Annotated in this window: 14 protein-coding genes and 4 pseudogenes; 8 read left to right on the forward strand and 10 right to left on the reverse strand. The window is 66.7% G+C overall.

Features of this window, described 5'->3' with window-relative positions; translation table 11 throughout:
• The first annotated feature begins 106 nt into the window (after positions 1-106).
• Complete coding sequence (locus tag ACH499_RS33600) at positions 107-568, forward strand: hypothetical protein (RefSeq protein WP_399020762.1); 462 nt, start codon at positions 107-109, stop codon at positions 566-568.
• A gap of 100 nt (positions 569-668) precedes the next feature.
• On the forward strand, positions 669-1,187 hold the full coding sequence (locus ACH499_RS33605) for a lamin tail domain-containing protein (RefSeq protein ID WP_399020787.1): 519 nt from the start codon (positions 669-671) through the stop codon (positions 1,185-1,187).
• 260 nt (positions 1,188-1,447) lie between these two features.
• On the opposite strand, the gene ACH499_RS33610 is transcribed toward ACH499_RS33605, so the two are convergent.
• Together ACH499_RS33610 and ACH499_RS33615 are read right to left on the reverse strand one after the other, a co-directional pair.
• A complete protein-coding gene (locus ACH499_RS33610) occupies positions 1,448-1,726 on the reverse strand; it encodes a hypothetical protein (RefSeq protein ID WP_399020764.1) in 279 nt (92 codons plus the stop codon).
• A gap of 154 nt (positions 1,727-1,880) precedes the next feature.
• Positions 1,881-2,294, reverse strand: a complete 414-nt coding sequence (locus ACH499_RS33615) for a hypothetical protein (RefSeq protein WP_399020766.1) — start codon at positions 2,292-2,294, stop codon at positions 1,881-1,883.
• 98 nt (positions 2,295-2,392) lie between these two features.
• On the opposite strand from ACH499_RS33615, the pseudogene ACH499_RS33620 reads away from it, so the two are divergent.
• Positions 2,393-2,938, forward strand: a pseudogene (locus tag ACH499_RS33620) (transposase family protein); the annotation flags it as partial.
• 741 nt (positions 2,939-3,679) lie between these two features.
• Entirely contained in the window at positions 3,680-4,111 is a 432-nt protein-coding gene (locus ACH499_RS33625; RefSeq protein WP_399020768.1) for a transposase, read from the forward strand.
• 497 nt (positions 4,112-4,608) lie between these two features.
• Here ACH499_RS33625 and ACH499_RS33630 read toward each other — a convergent pair whose 3' ends face one another.
• Positions 4,609-6,045 (reverse strand): NucA/NucB deoxyribonuclease domain-containing protein, encoded by a 1,437-nt coding sequence (locus tag ACH499_RS33630; RefSeq protein ID WP_399020770.1) that lies wholly within the window; start codon positions 6,043-6,045, stop codon positions 4,609-4,611.
• Positions 6,046-6,383: 338 nt separating this feature from the next.
• Positions 6,384-6,971 carry a DUF6461 domain-containing protein gene (locus ACH499_RS33635; RefSeq protein WP_399020772.1) on the reverse strand — a complete coding sequence of 196 codons (588 nt, stop codon included), beginning with the start codon at positions 6,969-6,971 and terminating at the stop codon, positions 6,384-6,386.
• A gap of 629 nt (positions 6,972-7,600) precedes the next feature.
• Here ACH499_RS33635 and ACH499_RS33640 point away from each other — a divergent pair.
• On the forward strand, positions 7,601-7,840 hold the full coding sequence (locus ACH499_RS33640) for a DUF6207 family protein (RefSeq protein WP_399020775.1): 240 nt from the start codon (positions 7,601-7,603) through the stop codon (positions 7,838-7,840).
• Here ACH499_RS33640 and ACH499_RS33645 read toward each other — a convergent pair.
• From ACH499_RS33645 to ACH499_RS33655, 3 genes are all read right to left on the reverse strand, one after another.
• Positions 7,833-8,375: a hypothetical protein gene (locus ACH499_RS33645; protein ID WP_399020777.1), complete on the reverse strand. Its 543-nt coding sequence runs from the start codon at positions 8,373-8,375 to the stop codon at positions 7,833-7,835. The genes ACH499_RS33640 and ACH499_RS33645 overlap by 8 nt on opposite strands.
• A 509-nt stretch (positions 8,376-8,884) precedes the next feature.
• Positions 8,885-9,439, reverse strand: a complete 555-nt coding sequence (locus ACH499_RS33650) for an SUKH-4 family immunity protein (RefSeq protein ID WP_399020779.1) — start codon at positions 9,437-9,439, stop codon at positions 8,885-8,887.
• A 66-nt stretch (positions 9,440-9,505) separates the two neighbouring features.
• Positions 9,506-9,763, reverse strand: a complete 258-nt coding sequence (locus ACH499_RS33655; RefSeq protein WP_399020782.1) for a hypothetical protein — start codon at positions 9,761-9,763, stop codon at positions 9,506-9,508.
• A gap of 173 nt (positions 9,764-9,936) precedes the next feature.
• Between ACH499_RS33655 and ACH499_RS33660 the strand changes: the two are divergent.
• Positions 9,937-10,284: pseudogene (locus ACH499_RS33660) on the forward strand (transposase); the annotation flags it as partial.
• 17 nt (positions 10,285-10,301) lie between these two features.
• On the opposite strand, the pseudogene ACH499_RS33665 reads toward ACH499_RS33660, so the two are convergent.
• Positions 10,302-11,484, reverse strand: a pseudogene (locus tag ACH499_RS33665) (IS110 family transposase).
• A 590-nt stretch (positions 11,485-12,074) separates the two neighbouring features.
• Between ACH499_RS33665 and ACH499_RS33670 the strand changes: the two are divergent.
• The gene (locus ACH499_RS33670) at positions 12,075-12,512 is read left to right on the forward strand and encodes a DUF5959 family protein (RefSeq protein WP_399020784.1); all 438 of its coding nucleotides are present in this window, start codon (positions 12,075-12,077) and stop codon (positions 12,510-12,512) included.
• Between the two features lie 74 nt (positions 12,513-12,586).
• Here ACH499_RS33670 and ACH499_RS33675 read toward each other — a convergent pair.
• Together ACH499_RS33675 and ACH499_RS33680 are read right to left on the reverse strand one after the other, a co-directional pair.
• Positions 12,587-12,874: pseudogene (locus ACH499_RS33675) on the reverse strand (hypothetical protein); the annotation flags it as partial.
• A gap of 210 nt (positions 12,875-13,084) precedes the next feature.
• Positions 13,085-13,549, reverse strand: coding sequence for an excalibur calcium-binding domain-containing protein (locus ACH499_RS33680; protein ID WP_356206852.1), 465 nt, complete (start codon positions 13,547-13,549; stop codon positions 13,085-13,087).
• Between the two features lie 182 nt (positions 13,550-13,731).
• On the opposite strand from ACH499_RS33680, the gene ACH499_RS33685 reads away from it, so the two are divergent.
• Positions 13,732-14,070 carry a hypothetical protein gene (locus ACH499_RS33685; RefSeq protein ID WP_399020786.1) on the forward strand — a complete coding sequence of 113 codons (339 nt, stop codon included), beginning with the start codon at positions 13,732-13,734 and terminating at the stop codon, positions 14,068-14,070.
• The last annotated feature ends 385 nt before the right edge of the window (positions 14,071-14,455 follow it).

The raw sequence follows: 14,455 nt of genomic DNA on the forward strand, positions 1-14,455 counted from the left end.
GAAGGACAGCCAGCGGCTCCAATGCCCCATTCCAAGGACCTCGCGTGAAAAGGAGTAGCCCCGGCAGTGGGGAGAACAGAAGTACACCAGAGCGTCGGCAGCCACGGTGAACTGCTGGGCCGGCCAGCACGAGCGCTATCCCGAGCACCGCCGGTTCCCGCCGGTGGCGTGCATCGTGAACTGCACCCACTACTACGCGCAGGAAGCCGTCGAAGCGTTCTGGACCGCATGGAAGACGGAAGTCGGCACCGGCCGCCTCGGAGCAGCGGGGCGGCGCCCGGGAGACGGCCGGGACAACCAGGGCGGCGGGCACGGCCGGGCCTGGCGCGACCAAGCTGTCGCCATAGTCCTCGCCGAGCTCCGGCAGGCCGGCGGATACCGGCGCGGCCTGACCGCACGCCTCGCACGCGAGCACGGCGGCGCCGAACGCAGCTGGCAACGCGCCATAGCCGAAGCCCGCGCTCAGTTCGAACGCCGCCAGGGGCACGACGGTGTGGTCGAGGACGCGGCTGGACAGGCGGTGTCGGATGTTGCAGGCGAGTGTCACGGTGGGATGGGGGGGCGGTAACAGGGTTCACGTCGTCTCCGCGTGCCGGTCGCCGGGTGGGCAGGGTGTGGCTGCGCGGCCGACCGGCAGCGCACGCACCACGCACCACCGGCCACGGACGATGCCGTGCGGCTGGGGTGCCCGTACCGAGCAGGGGGACCCTGTGTCGAAGTCCTTCACCGCCCGCCGTCTGACCGCCGCCGCTCTCGCCGTCGGGGCGCTGACCGCGGCCCTCGCGGTGCCGGCCACCGCGGCCGACCACCACCGGGCGCCGCGCCCGAACGTGGAGATCAGCGACGTCCAGTACGACTCTCCGGGCCGTGACGACCGCTCCAACCGGTCCTTGAACGCGGAGTGGGTGGAGATCACCAACAACACCCGCCGCGCGGTCGACCTCGACGGCTGGACACTCAGGGACGAGGCCGGCCACCGCTACACCTTCCACGACTACCGCCTGGAAGGCCGCTCCACCGTCCGCGTCCACACCGGCCGGGGACACGACACCCGTACCGACGTCTACCAGGACCGCCGCCACTACGTGTGGAACAACGACTCGGACACGGCGACCCTCCGCAACGACCGCGGCCGGTTCATCGACTCCGAGTCCTGGGGCCACCAGCGTCACGACGGCCGCCGCTGACAGCCTCGGGCGGTGCCGGTGAACCACACCGGCACCGCACCATGCGGCACGCCCTCCCCCACGGCGGGGACGGCGTGCCGCACGGCAGCGAAGCAGCTTCCTTCCTCACCGGCTCCCTGCAGCGCGCCCCGGGACCCCGAGGAGTCATGGCCGTTCCCCAAGGGGCTTGTGGGGCAAGGCGGGCCAGTGCGGTCCTCGGTATCGCTCGACTCCATAACCTGGCCTTCACCGGCCAACCCGCACCGCATACGGGACAACCTCTAGCTCGCGCCAAAAATATCATCCAGCCTTGACGGCCAATCAGCGTGCGCAAGCTCCGCCGCTATGAGCAAGTCACGCCAATCAGTCTCCATCAGCTCAATCGCATCGAAAAGTTTGTCCACACTCCCGTCCGCCAGAATTACAACTGCGGCCGTTATCTTTTCCTCCGCAGCTTCATGAAAAACCCTGTCCTCAGCTTCTCCCAGCAGGGAGGAAACCGAACTCGCTTCAGCCCCGTACTGCCCTTCGAGCTTAGCGGCAATGCGACTTGTAATCACCGTGGACCCTCTCCACAACTAGACGATGAGCGACTTTCTTTCCTTCGATGACACCTAATCCTCTGAGTCACTTGCGCGGAGGAAGCAAGTAGTTTCCGCTCAACCTGTAACCCGCCTCGCTAAGACTTGTCCCGTGATCCCACGAGGCTGAGGGTCATGCTGCGTCAGGGTCGGTGCCGATGGCACCGGCCGAGCGAAGCGAACGCCCGAGGTCTCCGGTGAGGATGCGCGGGTGTCGCCGCCACCACCACAGGTCGGGGCCGGGCAGTCGGTGGAACTGGTCGAGCGCTTGGCCATCGTCATTGACGGTCGCGGCCCTGTACCGGTCGTCCAGAGATCTGATCCGCGAGGTCCAGAGCTGGACGATGTGTTCGTCCAGCAGGAGCCATGCCTCGTGCAGCCAGTTCCGGCAGTAGAGGTCGTTGGTGTACTGGTAGATGCCGTCGCCGTAGCCGCGCTCGATGACGCTCACCAGGGCGGCCCACGCGTTCACCCTTTCAGCGATCGTGAATGCCGTCCGCCAGCCGCGCTGGTGCAACAGCTCCCCCACCTCGGTCTCCGTAGCCACGGGCGGAGGATCTCACGCGGAAGCCGTCCGGGCGATCGAGATACCTCCCGCCAGAGACTGCGGGCCCTGAAGCATGATCAAGGTGAGACGATCTCGCCGTGGCTGGTGTGATTACAGCGTCGGAACTCTCCTGGATAGCCCCGTTCACCGGGCTGAGCCCACGACAGTTCACGAAGCTCGTGACCGCGTTGCAGGGGGAAGGGCGCCGACCCGGTCAGCAGAGGCCGGCCCTGGGGCCTGCCGCTGGAAGACAGATTCCTGCTGGTGGCCGCGTACTGGCGGACGAAACTCACCCTGCGGCAGTTGGCCCCGTTGTTCGGGATCTCCAAGTCCGCCGCGGACCGGATCATCGCCCACCTCGGGCCATTGCTCGCCCTGCGGCCTCGCACGAGGTTCCAGAAGGACACGGTGCTGATCGTCGACGGCACCCTGGTCCCCACCCGGGACCATACGATCGCCGAGCAGTCGAAGAACTACAGTTCTCCACCAACCACCAGGGCGTCATCGACGCCGACACTCGCCTGGTCGTCGCCGTCGGCCGGCCGGTCCCAGGGAACCGCAACGACTGCAAGGCATGGAAGCTATCCGGAGCGAAGGACGCCATCGGCCGGACCATCGTGACCCTTGGCGCTGGCTATCGGGGCGTTCGAACTACTCCGCAAGATGATCCTGCTCCAGTGACCCGCTCAGTACAGGGGCCCCTGCTGCTGCGGGTGCAGCAGTCCGTCGGTGCCCACGACGAGCGAGATGGGTGCCTGCCGAACAGCGAGTCGGGTTCTGGCAGGCTAGTCGAGTGAGCGGGAATGTAGAGGCGTTCGGCGACCGGTTTCGCGATCGGCGCGAACGCAAGTACGGATATGACTTCCTCGATGAGGTTCTGGTGCACTGTCCTCGGTGTGATGGGTGCGCCAGTGTCACGCCTCACCCCGAGATCCCAGCAGATGAGAAGGCTGCCGGCTCCGGGAGCCTGGATCTCCATCGGCGGCTCCGGTGCACGGGGTGCAGCTTCTTCAAGGATTGGAAGGTCGACTCTGCTGTCGTGGGCAGCCCTGTCGATCCTTACTTCCAGCGACCAGTGTGGTTGCAGACGAGCTGCTGTGGACACGTCCTGTGGGCCTATAACGTGGGTCATCTCGATCTGCTGGAGGCCTACGTGGGGGCCAAGCTTCGTGAGCGCGGAGAGCTTGTGCCTTGGGCCCCGATGAGTCTGGTTGAGCGGCTTCCCACCTGGTTGAAAGTCGCGAAGAACCGGACCGAGGTTTTGCGGACGATCAGGCGTTTGCGTTCCACACTGCCTGCTGGTGGGTGATGGAACGCGCGGTGGCCACAGCTCAGGCACGGCCGACGGGCGTCCATCCGGCCAGTATGCAGGTGCCAGTCGCGCTGTGCTGCTACAAACCCGGCGAGAAGAGCCGCCTCATCCACCGGGCCCGCGCTCAGACCTGCTCAAGGGCGTACGCAAGGGCTTCTCCTGGCAGGACTACCGCGACCTCCTGGTCCGCGCGCACATCCAGCTCGGCGGGCCGATCGTGGTGGTTTGGGCCAATCTCAACACCCATCTGACCGCCGGGCTGAAACGCTACGAGATCGAGCACGACTGGCTCACCACCGTCCGCCTTCCGCCGTATGCACCCGGCCTCAATCCCGTCGAGGCCGTCTGGTCACTCGTGCGCAGGGCGATGGGCAACACCGCTTTCGACACACCCGACGACCTCGACCGCACACTCCGCCGCGAGTTGCGAAGGATCCACCTCCGTCCCCACCTGATCGACGGCTGTCTCACCCCCACGGGCCTCAACCCACCGACCCCACCCTGAAAAGCTCAGTAGCTGATACGGCACTCGTTCGTGGCAGAAAGTCTGAGAACGGGGGCTTGTGTCGGCGGGAGCGGCTTGGCTGACGCGGGTGACCAACACAGGAGCGGCCGCCGACCAGGGTGGCGGGTTCGAGGCAGTGTTCCTTGACCCGGTGGGGCAGGCGGTGCAGCAGCGGTGGACGGATGCCGCTATGAACTGTGCCGGTCGGGAGCCTCGCCGGGTGGTGAAATCAAGGGCCGACTGGAGGGCCCCGGCCCGCTCCCTGCTCCTGAGGGAGGTGAACACCCGGTGAGATCTCCGGCGCTGTGATGGCGCTCAGCACGCACAGTCACGGCTGCGTCAACGGGATGGGCTCGGTCGACTCCTGAACCGCGTGGATAAAAGCACCCAGCGCGCCGGGGGGGCTTTGAGGTGTCGTGAACTCAGGAGCTCCCCACTGCTGAAGAGGCGTGGGGAGCTCCGAGGGTGCGTGTACCTCTGCAGAGCAGGCTGCCGCGTTAGTCGATCTTCATGTAGAAGCGGTCGTTGGTCTCGGAGGGGCGGTCCAAGCCCTTGTCCCAGGCGAGCATCCGGTCATCGACGTAGTACTCGCGCAGCATTCCGCCCGCGACGCGGTTGTCCTTTGCCGGCACTGACTTCACGGAGAAGTCCCAACTGGCGTTGCCCGCCCCTTCAAGGGTGGAGGCGAAGGGGTACTCGTCGCACTGTTCACCGGGGTTGGTTCCGTTGGGCAGGCCCGTGTCCCGGTACAGGTCGCGCTCCGGCCCGGTCTTGAAGCAAGCGCCGTCCTTGTGGTCCTTGTTGGCCTTGGTCTCGTCCGGGTGCAGCTTCTTGGTGATGCGGTGCAGTCCGGGAGCGTCCGTGTTGGCCGGGTCGTACTTGCCGGGGATCTTCTTGTCCCTCGGCCACGGCTGCCCGGGAGGGGCCAGCAGCGGGTAGGTGGAGCGCGGCTGGTTGAAAGCGATGTACAGGTGCTCGGCCACGGCGTGGTGGGTGGTGCCCCGGGTGTAGGTCAGGTGCGGGGTGACCTCGCTGAAGATGCACGCCTTGGGGTACTTGGCCTTACCCTTGTTGAAGTAGGTTGCCGAGTCGCAGCGCACCAGCCGCGGCGGAGTTTCCGCCCTGTTCAGCGTCGTGTATTCCTCGTTGTCGGTGAAGGCCTCGACGTACCACTGGTTGTAGGAGATCTTGTCGCGGCCTTCGCTGTTCTGCTCGCGGTTGTAGATGTCCCAGTTGGCCCAGATCGGGTTGTTGTCCCACGTCGCCCAGGGCATCGTGTACGAGCCGGGGCCTGCCCCGCAGACGTCGAAGTCCTGCGAGCACTGGCCCATCAGGCTCAGCGGCACGCCGGGAGCGACGAAGATGTTGTCGATGGGGCCCCAGTCGTAGTCCACCGAGTCCTTCTCGATCTGCGAGAAGATCCTCACCCGGCGGTCCTTGGCGTCGCCCTGGCCGAAGACCCTCCACACCGCGCTAGTGGTGCCTTCCTTCTCGACCGGGACGCCCTTGCTGTCGATCTCCCAGTACTCGACCTGGAGGTTCCACCTGGCACAGTAGGTGAAGCGGTTGTAGACCCGGCCGATGCCCTTGTCGGCGGCGTCGCCGTCGAAGCACGCGGTCAAGCGGTCCTCGTGGGGCATCTCCCCGATCGGCACCCACCCGCGGTCGTGCTCGGGAGTCGGGATCGGGTCGGCGGCTGTCTGAGGGCTTTGGGATGCCTGCCGGGCGTTGTCGGCGGCCGTCTGCTTGGATGCGCGGTCGGCTTCTAGGACCGTCAGCGGCGCGGCTGCCTTCTTGGCGGGCTTGGCCGGTGCTGCTCTGTCGGGCTGGGTTGTGGGCGCGGGAACTGGGAGGCTCTTGTGGCCCTGTTCACGGGCTTTGCGGCCCTGCGCGCGCAGCTCGGCCAGTTCCTGCTGGGAGATGCCGACCTTCATTCTGATGGTCTGGTCAGGGCCGGTGGCCGCGTCCTTGGTTCCGACGGGCGTTGGGACTGCGGCGGGCTGCGCTGTGGCCAGCTGGGCCGGAAGCACGAATGCCCCTGCCATCACAGCCGCGATCAGTGTGTTCCATCGCCACGTTTTGCTCAGCGACATGCGTTGAGAATCCCCCTTGATTCAGCCGGGTTCTGGCCGACCAGCGGTCACTCGGTCAGCTCGCTTTCCGGCGTGGCAAACGCGGGCACCAGGTTCCAAGGGGGCTCATAGGTAACACAAGGACATTTCAGGCCGAACTCGCCAGCAACAGCGGGTGATGAGACCGCCTGCGGCCGGCGTCACCTGCCTGCCGCGCTCAGACCGCCCAGCCAGGGACCATCAAAGTCCTCTTCCTGCAGCTCCACGCCCGTCACCGCGCGCAGCGCCAGCATGACGCGGCCAGCAGCGTCCGTCGCAGCCACCTGACCGGTCGGCTCGTCACCGCGGGAGAAGCCCAAGGACAGCAAGTCCCCGACCGTTTGTTCTGTGTCGGCGGCCGCGTAGGGCAGTCGCCCGGTGATGGCATCCAGCTCGCAGACCACCTGGCCGTCAGCCGCCACGTGGACCATCAGCTGGTTGGGGTCCTCGAAAGCCGCAGCAGCCACCCGCCCACCCGCGGACACCGCCTCGAGCACCGCACGGTCCATGCCCACCCAGCCCTGGGTGCCCTCCAGCTCCACGATCAGCGACCAGCCGTCCCGAAGCTCGCGTCCGAGCAGCAGCACGTCCGGCTGCGTGCCGTCGGCTTCCAGCCGCTCGGTCGCCAGCTGCAGCCCATCATCGACATCTGTCACATCGCTCACGCCCATGCGCTCAAGCGCCTGAGCAGGCGCAAAATGAGCGAGCGTCACACACCAGCCTTCACCGAACAGGTCGGACAGATCCACCACTCGACGTCTCCTTCCTCCGACTGATGTCCCCACCCTCTCGGTCTCTGCCCACACCATCAAGCAAGCCCCGCCCGCCGGGACTGTAAATCGTTCGGTGCAACTCCCGATCGCCTCCCCTCCACCGGTGTCGGCGAACAGGTTCCCGCATGTCTGCCGCAAGCCCTCGCCAAACGCCACCTCAGCTTCCTCGCGGACATCACCACCGCCGCCGGACGACGAGCTCACACCGAACGCCCCCGCGTCCTCGCTCTCTACCGCATCACCTGATCAAGCGGACGACGTCCACCATCGCCTCCACCACGACATCAGGCCGCACGACCGTGGCGTCCAGGACGTCACGCAAGCCACACCCGACGGTGAACTCCCGCCCCGCCCACGGGTGCCCGCAGGGAGCCCGCGTGGTCATCGCGGCCCAGGGGCAGCGTGCTGGGGCTCGGTAAGGGGGCCGGTGACCGAGCCGCCATGGGGGCGGTCTTCGCCCCCGGTCGGCCCTGCGGACTGCTGAACGCCACCTCGCCCCTCGGCCGTCGCCCTGCGAGGTGGAACGGCAGTGAGCGGGGCGCTCGCTCGGGTGAATGCGGACGCTCGCGCGAACTGCCGTCGCTGTGGGGTGCGTCGTGCCGGTCATGGAAGCGATCAACGCTGTGCACGTGTCCGAGCCCGGCCTGGTCGTCGTCGACGTCGCCGCGGCCGACGACGAGACCGCCTTCGCCTTTCATGCGGCGCTGGCCGCACAGTGGGCGACGACGTCAGTGGAGCGCACGACGCGGGACGCCGGCCAGGCGGGAGTGCGGCTACGCTGCTACCTCAACCTGCGCCAGCCCGTCAACCCGCCCGCCTCCCAGCGAGGAGAAGCTCTTACCTGACGTCGCACGGGACCACAGCGCCGTCTGCTCGGCGTAGTTCTCCGGCCGCCAGAACCGCATAAGCAGCGCCGAGGGAGAGCACCGCTGGGATGGCGAGCATGGTGCGCAGATCGTTCTCCAGGACATCTTGGTAGCGGCTCTGGGAGATCATGACTGTGCCGCGTGCATAGGGCGCCGTATCGAGGGCGACATAACGGCCATCCCTTACCTCGGCTGACTGCAGGTTCCCTTCCGTTGCCGTGCTGAAGATCACCAGCACCACCCCCCACAGGGCCAACGCTCCGAGGGACAACTGCACCTTGCCGGGTAGGCACCGGAAGGCCAGCCATATCGTACGTTTGTCCGCGCCCGTAAGGATCAGTCGCACCAGGGCAGACACAGAAGTCAAGAAGAGCAACGCGAAAATCGCGGCCGCCAACCGTCTCGCGCCTGTGAGCGGCAAGGACCCAGGCAGCCACGTGAGCGTGGCCAGCGCCAAAAGCGTGGCGCCCAGCCCGGCCGTAACACCACCATGCAGCTTGAAAGTCCACCCCATGCTTCACAGCGTGTCACAGACTCCGGTCAAGGTCGTTGCTGTACCCCCGGTGCGCGCACCTCAGCGGAAGGCATGCCGCAGGGAATCACGATTCGTCAGCCGCCAACGACATACGCCAACAGGGCCAGTAGGAGCCCGGGGCCGGCGGCGGGGACGCCCGTGGCCGGCATCCCGTGACCCGACCTTCTTCAGTCATCAGCGGCGGGTGGTACGGGCCAGGAACGGACCTTGGAAGTCCGCGGCAGTGGCATACCGAGGCCGCACCCGTCGTTCGTCGGGTGCGGAGTGCCGAGGTTAGCGTCATGCGGTTGGACACCTCACGCGCACCTGGCCGACGAGCGCTCCGTGGTCCCACTCCGAATCCGTCTGAGGCGGCCGGCAGGACACCTCGAGCAGTTCCTAGTCGAGGTTGTAGGAGCCAAGCGCGAGGCCGGCGGGACTGGCCCCATAGATTCCCGAGGTGAAGAATCCGAGCGGAGCCATTGTGCGGGGCGGTGGCCGATCCCTTCTTACCAGATACCTTCGATGACCTCGTCGAGGATGAGATTCCACTGGGACTGTTCGTCCTCAAAGGGGGTCGCGTCAAAAGCGCGGATGCGTGCGCGCAGGTGCTCTACTTGCTCGTCGATGTCGGCCTGGTCGCCGCGCTCGTGTTCGTGGAACCTTTTGAATAGGTTCAGGGAGTAGACGAGGGATTCAACGTCTCGATGGAGCTGTGTGTAGGAGTCCAGAGGTTCGCCTTCGCCGAAGGCATACACCTTTCCGGTGTGAGGTTCGAGGGCGATGACAGAGGCTGCAAAGTAGCCGAGGACGAGCCATGAGTGGCATTCTTCGGGCAGGGTTCCGTCGTCGGGGGTGAACCACTCGGGCAGGAGGATCGACTCTTCCTGGCCAACGCTCGCCTTGGACTTGAAGGTCTCGTCGTGTGGGAGGCCAACCTGGCTGAGGAAGTCTGCGGTTCGTGTGTCGAGTTGGTTGTCGGGGGATTCGTAGCGGGGGTAGTACACGATGCCGGACAGGCCGAAGGTACTGAGGAGTTCGGCCGGAGTGATAGCGAAGCTCATGCGGGGACCTGTTCGCCGGCCGGGCTCGGCTTCTCGTCGCTGCCTTCCGTATCGCCCCGCGGGAGTTTACTGCGGGGCGTCGTCGTCCGCTTGGAGGGCGGTGCTCCGCGCGTCGTTCCCGGAGTCGGGCGTTGGTGTTGTGGTGCCGAACGTGGCCAGGCGGCGACGGGCCTCCAGCCAGGCGGACACCGTGCCGTCGTCACCGCCGCAGGCCCGCACGTAGGCGGCCAGGAGTTCCTCGCGGGGAAGGTCGTTGCGGGCGAGGGCGGCGGAGATGGTCGCGCGCGGGAGGACGTCGCCGGCGTCGGTGGCGTTGCGCTCCAACTGCCGGTAGCTAGGTCCGCCCAGCGGCGTAACTGCCGCATGGATTCCATGAATTGCGCAGGGCTGTGCGCCGCCGCCGGATCCGGCCCCCGTCCCATCACCGGTCCCTTGTCCCGTGTGTATCAGGGGAGCTTAGACCGTGTCCTATGTGGTGGTGGTTCGTTGGTCCGTTCATGGGGCGGGGCACGTGGAGTTGGATCGTTCCGGACGGGCTGTGGGAGATCGCGAAGCCACTGATCCCACGACCAAGGGTGCGGCCACAGGGCGGTGGAACACAGGACACGCCTGATGAGACGCTGTTCGCCGCCATCATCTACGTGCTGGTCAGCGGCTGCGCCTGGCGGGCCCTGCCGCCCTGCTTCGGCATCTCGAAGTCGACCGCCCACCGCCGGTTCCTGATCTGGTCCAGAGCCGGTGTCTGGGGCCGACTGCACGAAGCCGTGCTGCACCGGCTCGACGACGTCGGCCTCGTCGACGTCACCCGCGTCGTCCTCGACACCGCCCACGTCCGCGCTAAAAAGTGCCCCTATGGTTTTGGTCAAGCCGTGACTGTGGTGGGTGGCTGGTAGAAAGTGCCGTCACGGAGCATGGCGAAGAGGACGTCGATGCGGCGGCGGGCAAGGCAGACGAGGGCTGCGACGTGGTGTTTTCCCTCGCGTCGTTCCTGTCGTAGTAGGCGCGTGAGTCCGGCTGCGAGAGGGAGGCGAACGCGGCGAGGTAGAAGGCGCGCTTGAGCTGCCGGTTGCCTCGCCTGGAAGGGTGTTCACTACGGATGGGCGAACCGGATCTGCGGGTAGCGGGTGCGAGGCCTGCGTAGGCGGCCAGGTGCCCGGCCGTGGCGAAACCGCTGCCGTCACCGACGTCGACGAGGATGCGGGCCGCGGTCCTGACCCCGATGCCGGGCATCGAGATCAGGACCTGGGAAAGAGGGTGGGCCTCCAGCAGTTCCTCGATCCTGCTGGCCAGGAGCTTGCGCTGATCCAGTACTGCGGCCAGCGATCCGGCCAGGCTGGGAATGATCAGTGCTGCGGCGTCGGTGCCGGGAACGGTGACGGTCTGCTCGTCCAGGGCGATGAAGAGGTCCTCAACGAGACGTTCGGCCATGCGCGGTGCTTTGGGCCGCAGCATCGTTGTCAGGCGCCGTCTGCCGGCCTTCCGCAACTGAGGGGGCGATCCGTAACGTTCCAGCAGGAACAGGACCGCCGGATGATCCAGACGAGGGCCCAGTACCCTCTCGAGCGAGGGGTGAATCTGGGTGAGGAGGCCACGCATGCGGTTCTTGACCCGGGTCACCTCGCCGGCCAGGTCGTCGTCGAAACCGATGATCATGTTCAGCTCGGCGACCGTTTCGTCATCCGGAGCCAGGTCGCGCAGGGTATGCGGCATCGTCCGGGCGGCATCCGCGATGATCGCCGCGTCACGAGCGTCGGTCTTCGACTCGCCTGGATACAGATCGGCGATCCGCCGCATAGTCAGCCCGGGAAGATAGGCCACGCGGCAGCCCGCGTCGCGGGCAACGGCCAGCGGCAGAGCCCCGATCGAGGCCGGCTGGTCACTACCACCAGCACGGTTCCGTGCCTGGCCTGCAGCTTCGTAAACAGTTCCCGCAGCCTCGGTTCACTGTTCGGCAGCGGTTTGTCGAACACTCTCTTGCCCGCCGGCGTGATAGCCGTGCCGTGATGTTCACCCTTGCCGACATCCAGGCCGAGGTAGACATCGATCTCGCCCTAGTGGTGCACAAGCCCTCCCCAGCAGACCCTTCCCAGCCTCCGCTGCGGCATCAGCGTGCCGGCATCCACGTTCTGCCGAAGACGTCAGCATGCACGCGCGGCGGACCTTCGCGCATTGCCGGTGTCCGGCAATTTTCAGGGGGCCGCGACCGACAGGCGGCTGCACCAGCATCGATGCGTAACGACACGCAGCCCAGGAGGCGTTCTCGGTGGTGGCTGCCATCATCTCGGTCATGCCCATCAGCCAGGAGTACACACGCTCCCTGTGCGCGGACATAACGCAGATCGCCGCCGTGCCGCTGGACCCTTGACGCGATGTCCCGGAGCATGTCCCTGGCCAGTGGCAGAGTTCCGACTGGCGGCGCCAGCCGGAGTCGTGGATGTCCGACCGGGCCCGCGGACAGCGGCGCAGGGGCGGCACTGCGACGAGTGAGGCCTGGCCGCCGTTCGGCGGGAATGGGCTGCCCGGCGAGCTGACGTGGGAGGCGTTCGTCGCATCCAGCAGTGCCCCGCGGGCTGTCGTAGCCCTGCATGCGAGAGGATCAGGACACCCTGGCCCGTCACACGTTCGAGAGGCAACCGTGGTCAACGACGCGCAGACGCTGGAGCTGTTCCAGTTCGCAGACGAAGGTCAGAGCGTCACCGTCAAGGTGAGATGCGACGCGCCCTGGACGAACGGCGAGGAGCGGTACTACCAGGCAGAGATCGTTCTGCAGAGCAGCTTCGTCAAGGGACGGGTCCGCCTGGTCGTGTCCCCCGCGGATCTGGACGAGTGGGAGCGCTGCCTCGACGCCCTGGAGGCCGAGGAGGGAGCCAACTGGCCGATCGGTGACCGCAGCGCCTGGATGGACATCGTTCCCAACGACCCGTTCGAGGTGACCGTCCACGACTCACCGTCCACAGGGATTGCAGTCCTCGTGCCGGTCGATGTCGCCGAAGACTGGCTGGAGCAGAACCGGATACTGCTGGAACGTGTCCGAGCGGCCCTCTCAGTCGCCCCTGAGACGCGCACGGCTTGATGATCAGCGCGTGGCGGTCTTACGAGCTGGTGCGTGATTGCGGTTGGAGCGTGGTTGCCTGATTAGGGTCATGGTCACGCGTTGGCGGTGCGGTCGGAGACGAGGCCGGCGATGGCCCGGTAGGTGTCGGGCAGGGCCTCTCGCCGGTGCGTCCAGCGGGTCAGCTGCTTCCAACGTTTGTGATCGGCGAGCGGATGCTCGACGGTGATGCGCTTCGATGAGTGTCGGTGCCGGGCCTCTTCGCTGACGGCGTGTACGTACGGCAAAGCGATCTTGTTCGGTTTTCTGGGCGGTGTGATCGCCTGGCCGGGGTGGTCACGCCGGAGACCGAGGTAGCCGTCGTCCAGAAGCACTTCCACGTCTGCCTCGCTTCCAGAACCGCACGCATCGACGGCATCCGCCACCCCCGCGACTTCTCGCCCGGCAACAAGCCGAGACTCCCGCGTCAGCAGTCGCTTCTTACCTGACCAGCGGATGCTGCGGAAAGAGACGCCGCATCAATGCCGGGTTGAGTCGTGCCACACTTGCCGCATGCCCGCCTCGCATCCCCCGTCGAGGCGGGCCTTTTCCTGTCAGCCCCAGTCGCAGCCGGTTCCGTCGTTGTCGCGGTCGAGGTGGCTGCCGTAGCCGGGGTCGCCACGGTGGACGGGTGCCGCACCAGCGGCTCGGGCTGCGGCGCAGTTCTCGTAGTAGACGCTGCCGCCTCCGCTGCTGTCGTCGCTGCCACCGCCGCCGAAGCCGGTGTCGTAGGCAGGTTCGGCGGTGACGGTCTCCGTAACCTCGACCTCTACCGTCTCCGTCACGGTGGGCGCCGGCTTGGGTTTCGCCGTGGCGGTGGCGGTCGCTGTAGCCGTGACGGTTACGGTGGGCTGGGGCTTGGCCGCGACGGCCTTGGCATCGTCTTGCGGCTGGCTGTCGCTGGCGCCGGCCCCGATACCGAGGAAGAAGGCGAGGCCGAGCGCGGGGAGCACGTAGCGCTTCCGGGCCCACTTCGGCGCGGGCCGTCCTGCCGCTGGCGGTGTGTACGGATTGGTCATGTCGCCCCCCTGACTGATTGTCGAAGCGAAGACGATAGCCGCTATGTGAAGGAAAAGTGAAACTCCGTCAATGGGGGCACCCGGCGTTGCTGGGGCGTCGAACCGTCGTGCGCTGTACCGTCATCGGCAGGCGCGGGGCCTATCGCGGTCGGGGTTCGACCGCATCGAGTCTGGGAGGACTCGTGACCATAGGCCGCGTCAACGCCGCCAAGTTCATCGCCCGTCTGCTGCCGGAACCGCATGAGACGGATCTCGGCGGCGAGCCCGCCCACCACCTGCTGGCCACCGCCCACGCGGACATCGTCTGTCCGCCGTCGGGTCACCAAATCGGCTGGTCGGATTGCTATGCCAGCGCGGACATCCTGCCGCTCACGCACAAGACTGATCTGCTACTGGAGCCGGACGGTACGCCCCGGCCGCTGCCGGACCACCTGACCGGCGAGGCCCGCGAGCGTGCGTTGGAGGCTGGCAGGAAGGCGGCGTGGATCCGCCGCGAGGCTCATCGCCGCGGCCTCCGCTAAGGTTGTGGTTCTGGCAGAACCACAACCTCGCCTCGTTGTAGTTCTGGCATTCTGGTGGTGGTCACGCTCGTCTGCTTACGGGAAACCGGGGCGCCCGAGATCGCGTCGGTTGATAGCCGGGCGGGCCGTAAGCGCTGACACGCCATACGTGGTGCTCAGTGGCCGTGGTTCCGGTGCTGCCACCGTGGCGCGACGGCCAGACTCCGACCACCCGACCGTCTACCTTTCGGTCGGGCGGTCGTGCTTCACGCCCGCGGCGCCGGCAGTTCCCCCGGACCTGACCTCGACTGACTGATGGTTTCAGAATGAGATCCGGAGGCAGTGAAGGCACATCGGTGCAGCCGGTTGAGGCGAGGGCCTGTCCGGCTTGTCCCATGCGGCTCTG

Source organism: Streptomyces sp. NPDC018947, assembly GCF_044390505.1.
In the GTDB taxonomy this organism is placed as follows: Bacteria; Actinomycetota; Actinomycetes; order Streptomycetales; family Streptomycetaceae; genus Streptomyces.

What these genes read in the sequence shown, in the direction of transcription:
- ACH499_RS33605 (WP_399020787.1), top strand. Translation starts at nt 669, where the DNA reads ATGCCGTGCGGCTGGGGTGCCCGTACCGAGCAGGGGGACCCTGTGTCG.
- ACH499_RS33630 (WP_399020770.1), bottom strand. Translation starts at nt 6,045, where the DNA reads ATGAAGGTCGGCATCTCCCAGCAGGAACTGGCCGAGCTGCGCGCGCAG.
- ACH499_RS33640 (WP_399020775.1), top strand. Translation starts at nt 7,601, where the DNA reads ATGGAAGCGATCAACGCTGTGCACGTGTCCGAGCCCGGCCTGGTCGTC.
- ACH499_RS33645 (WP_399020777.1), bottom strand. Translation starts at nt 8,375, where the DNA reads ATGGGGTGGACTTTCAAGCTGCATGGTGGTGTTACGGCCGGGCTGGGC.
- ACH499_RS33650 (WP_399020779.1), bottom strand. Translation starts at nt 9,439, where the DNA reads ATGAGCTTCGCTATCACTCCGGCCGAACTCCTCAGTACCTTCGGCCTG.
- ACH499_RS33680 (WP_356206852.1), bottom strand. Translation starts at nt 13,549, where the DNA reads ATGACCAATCCGTACACACCGCCAGCGGCAGGACGGCCCGCGCCGAAG.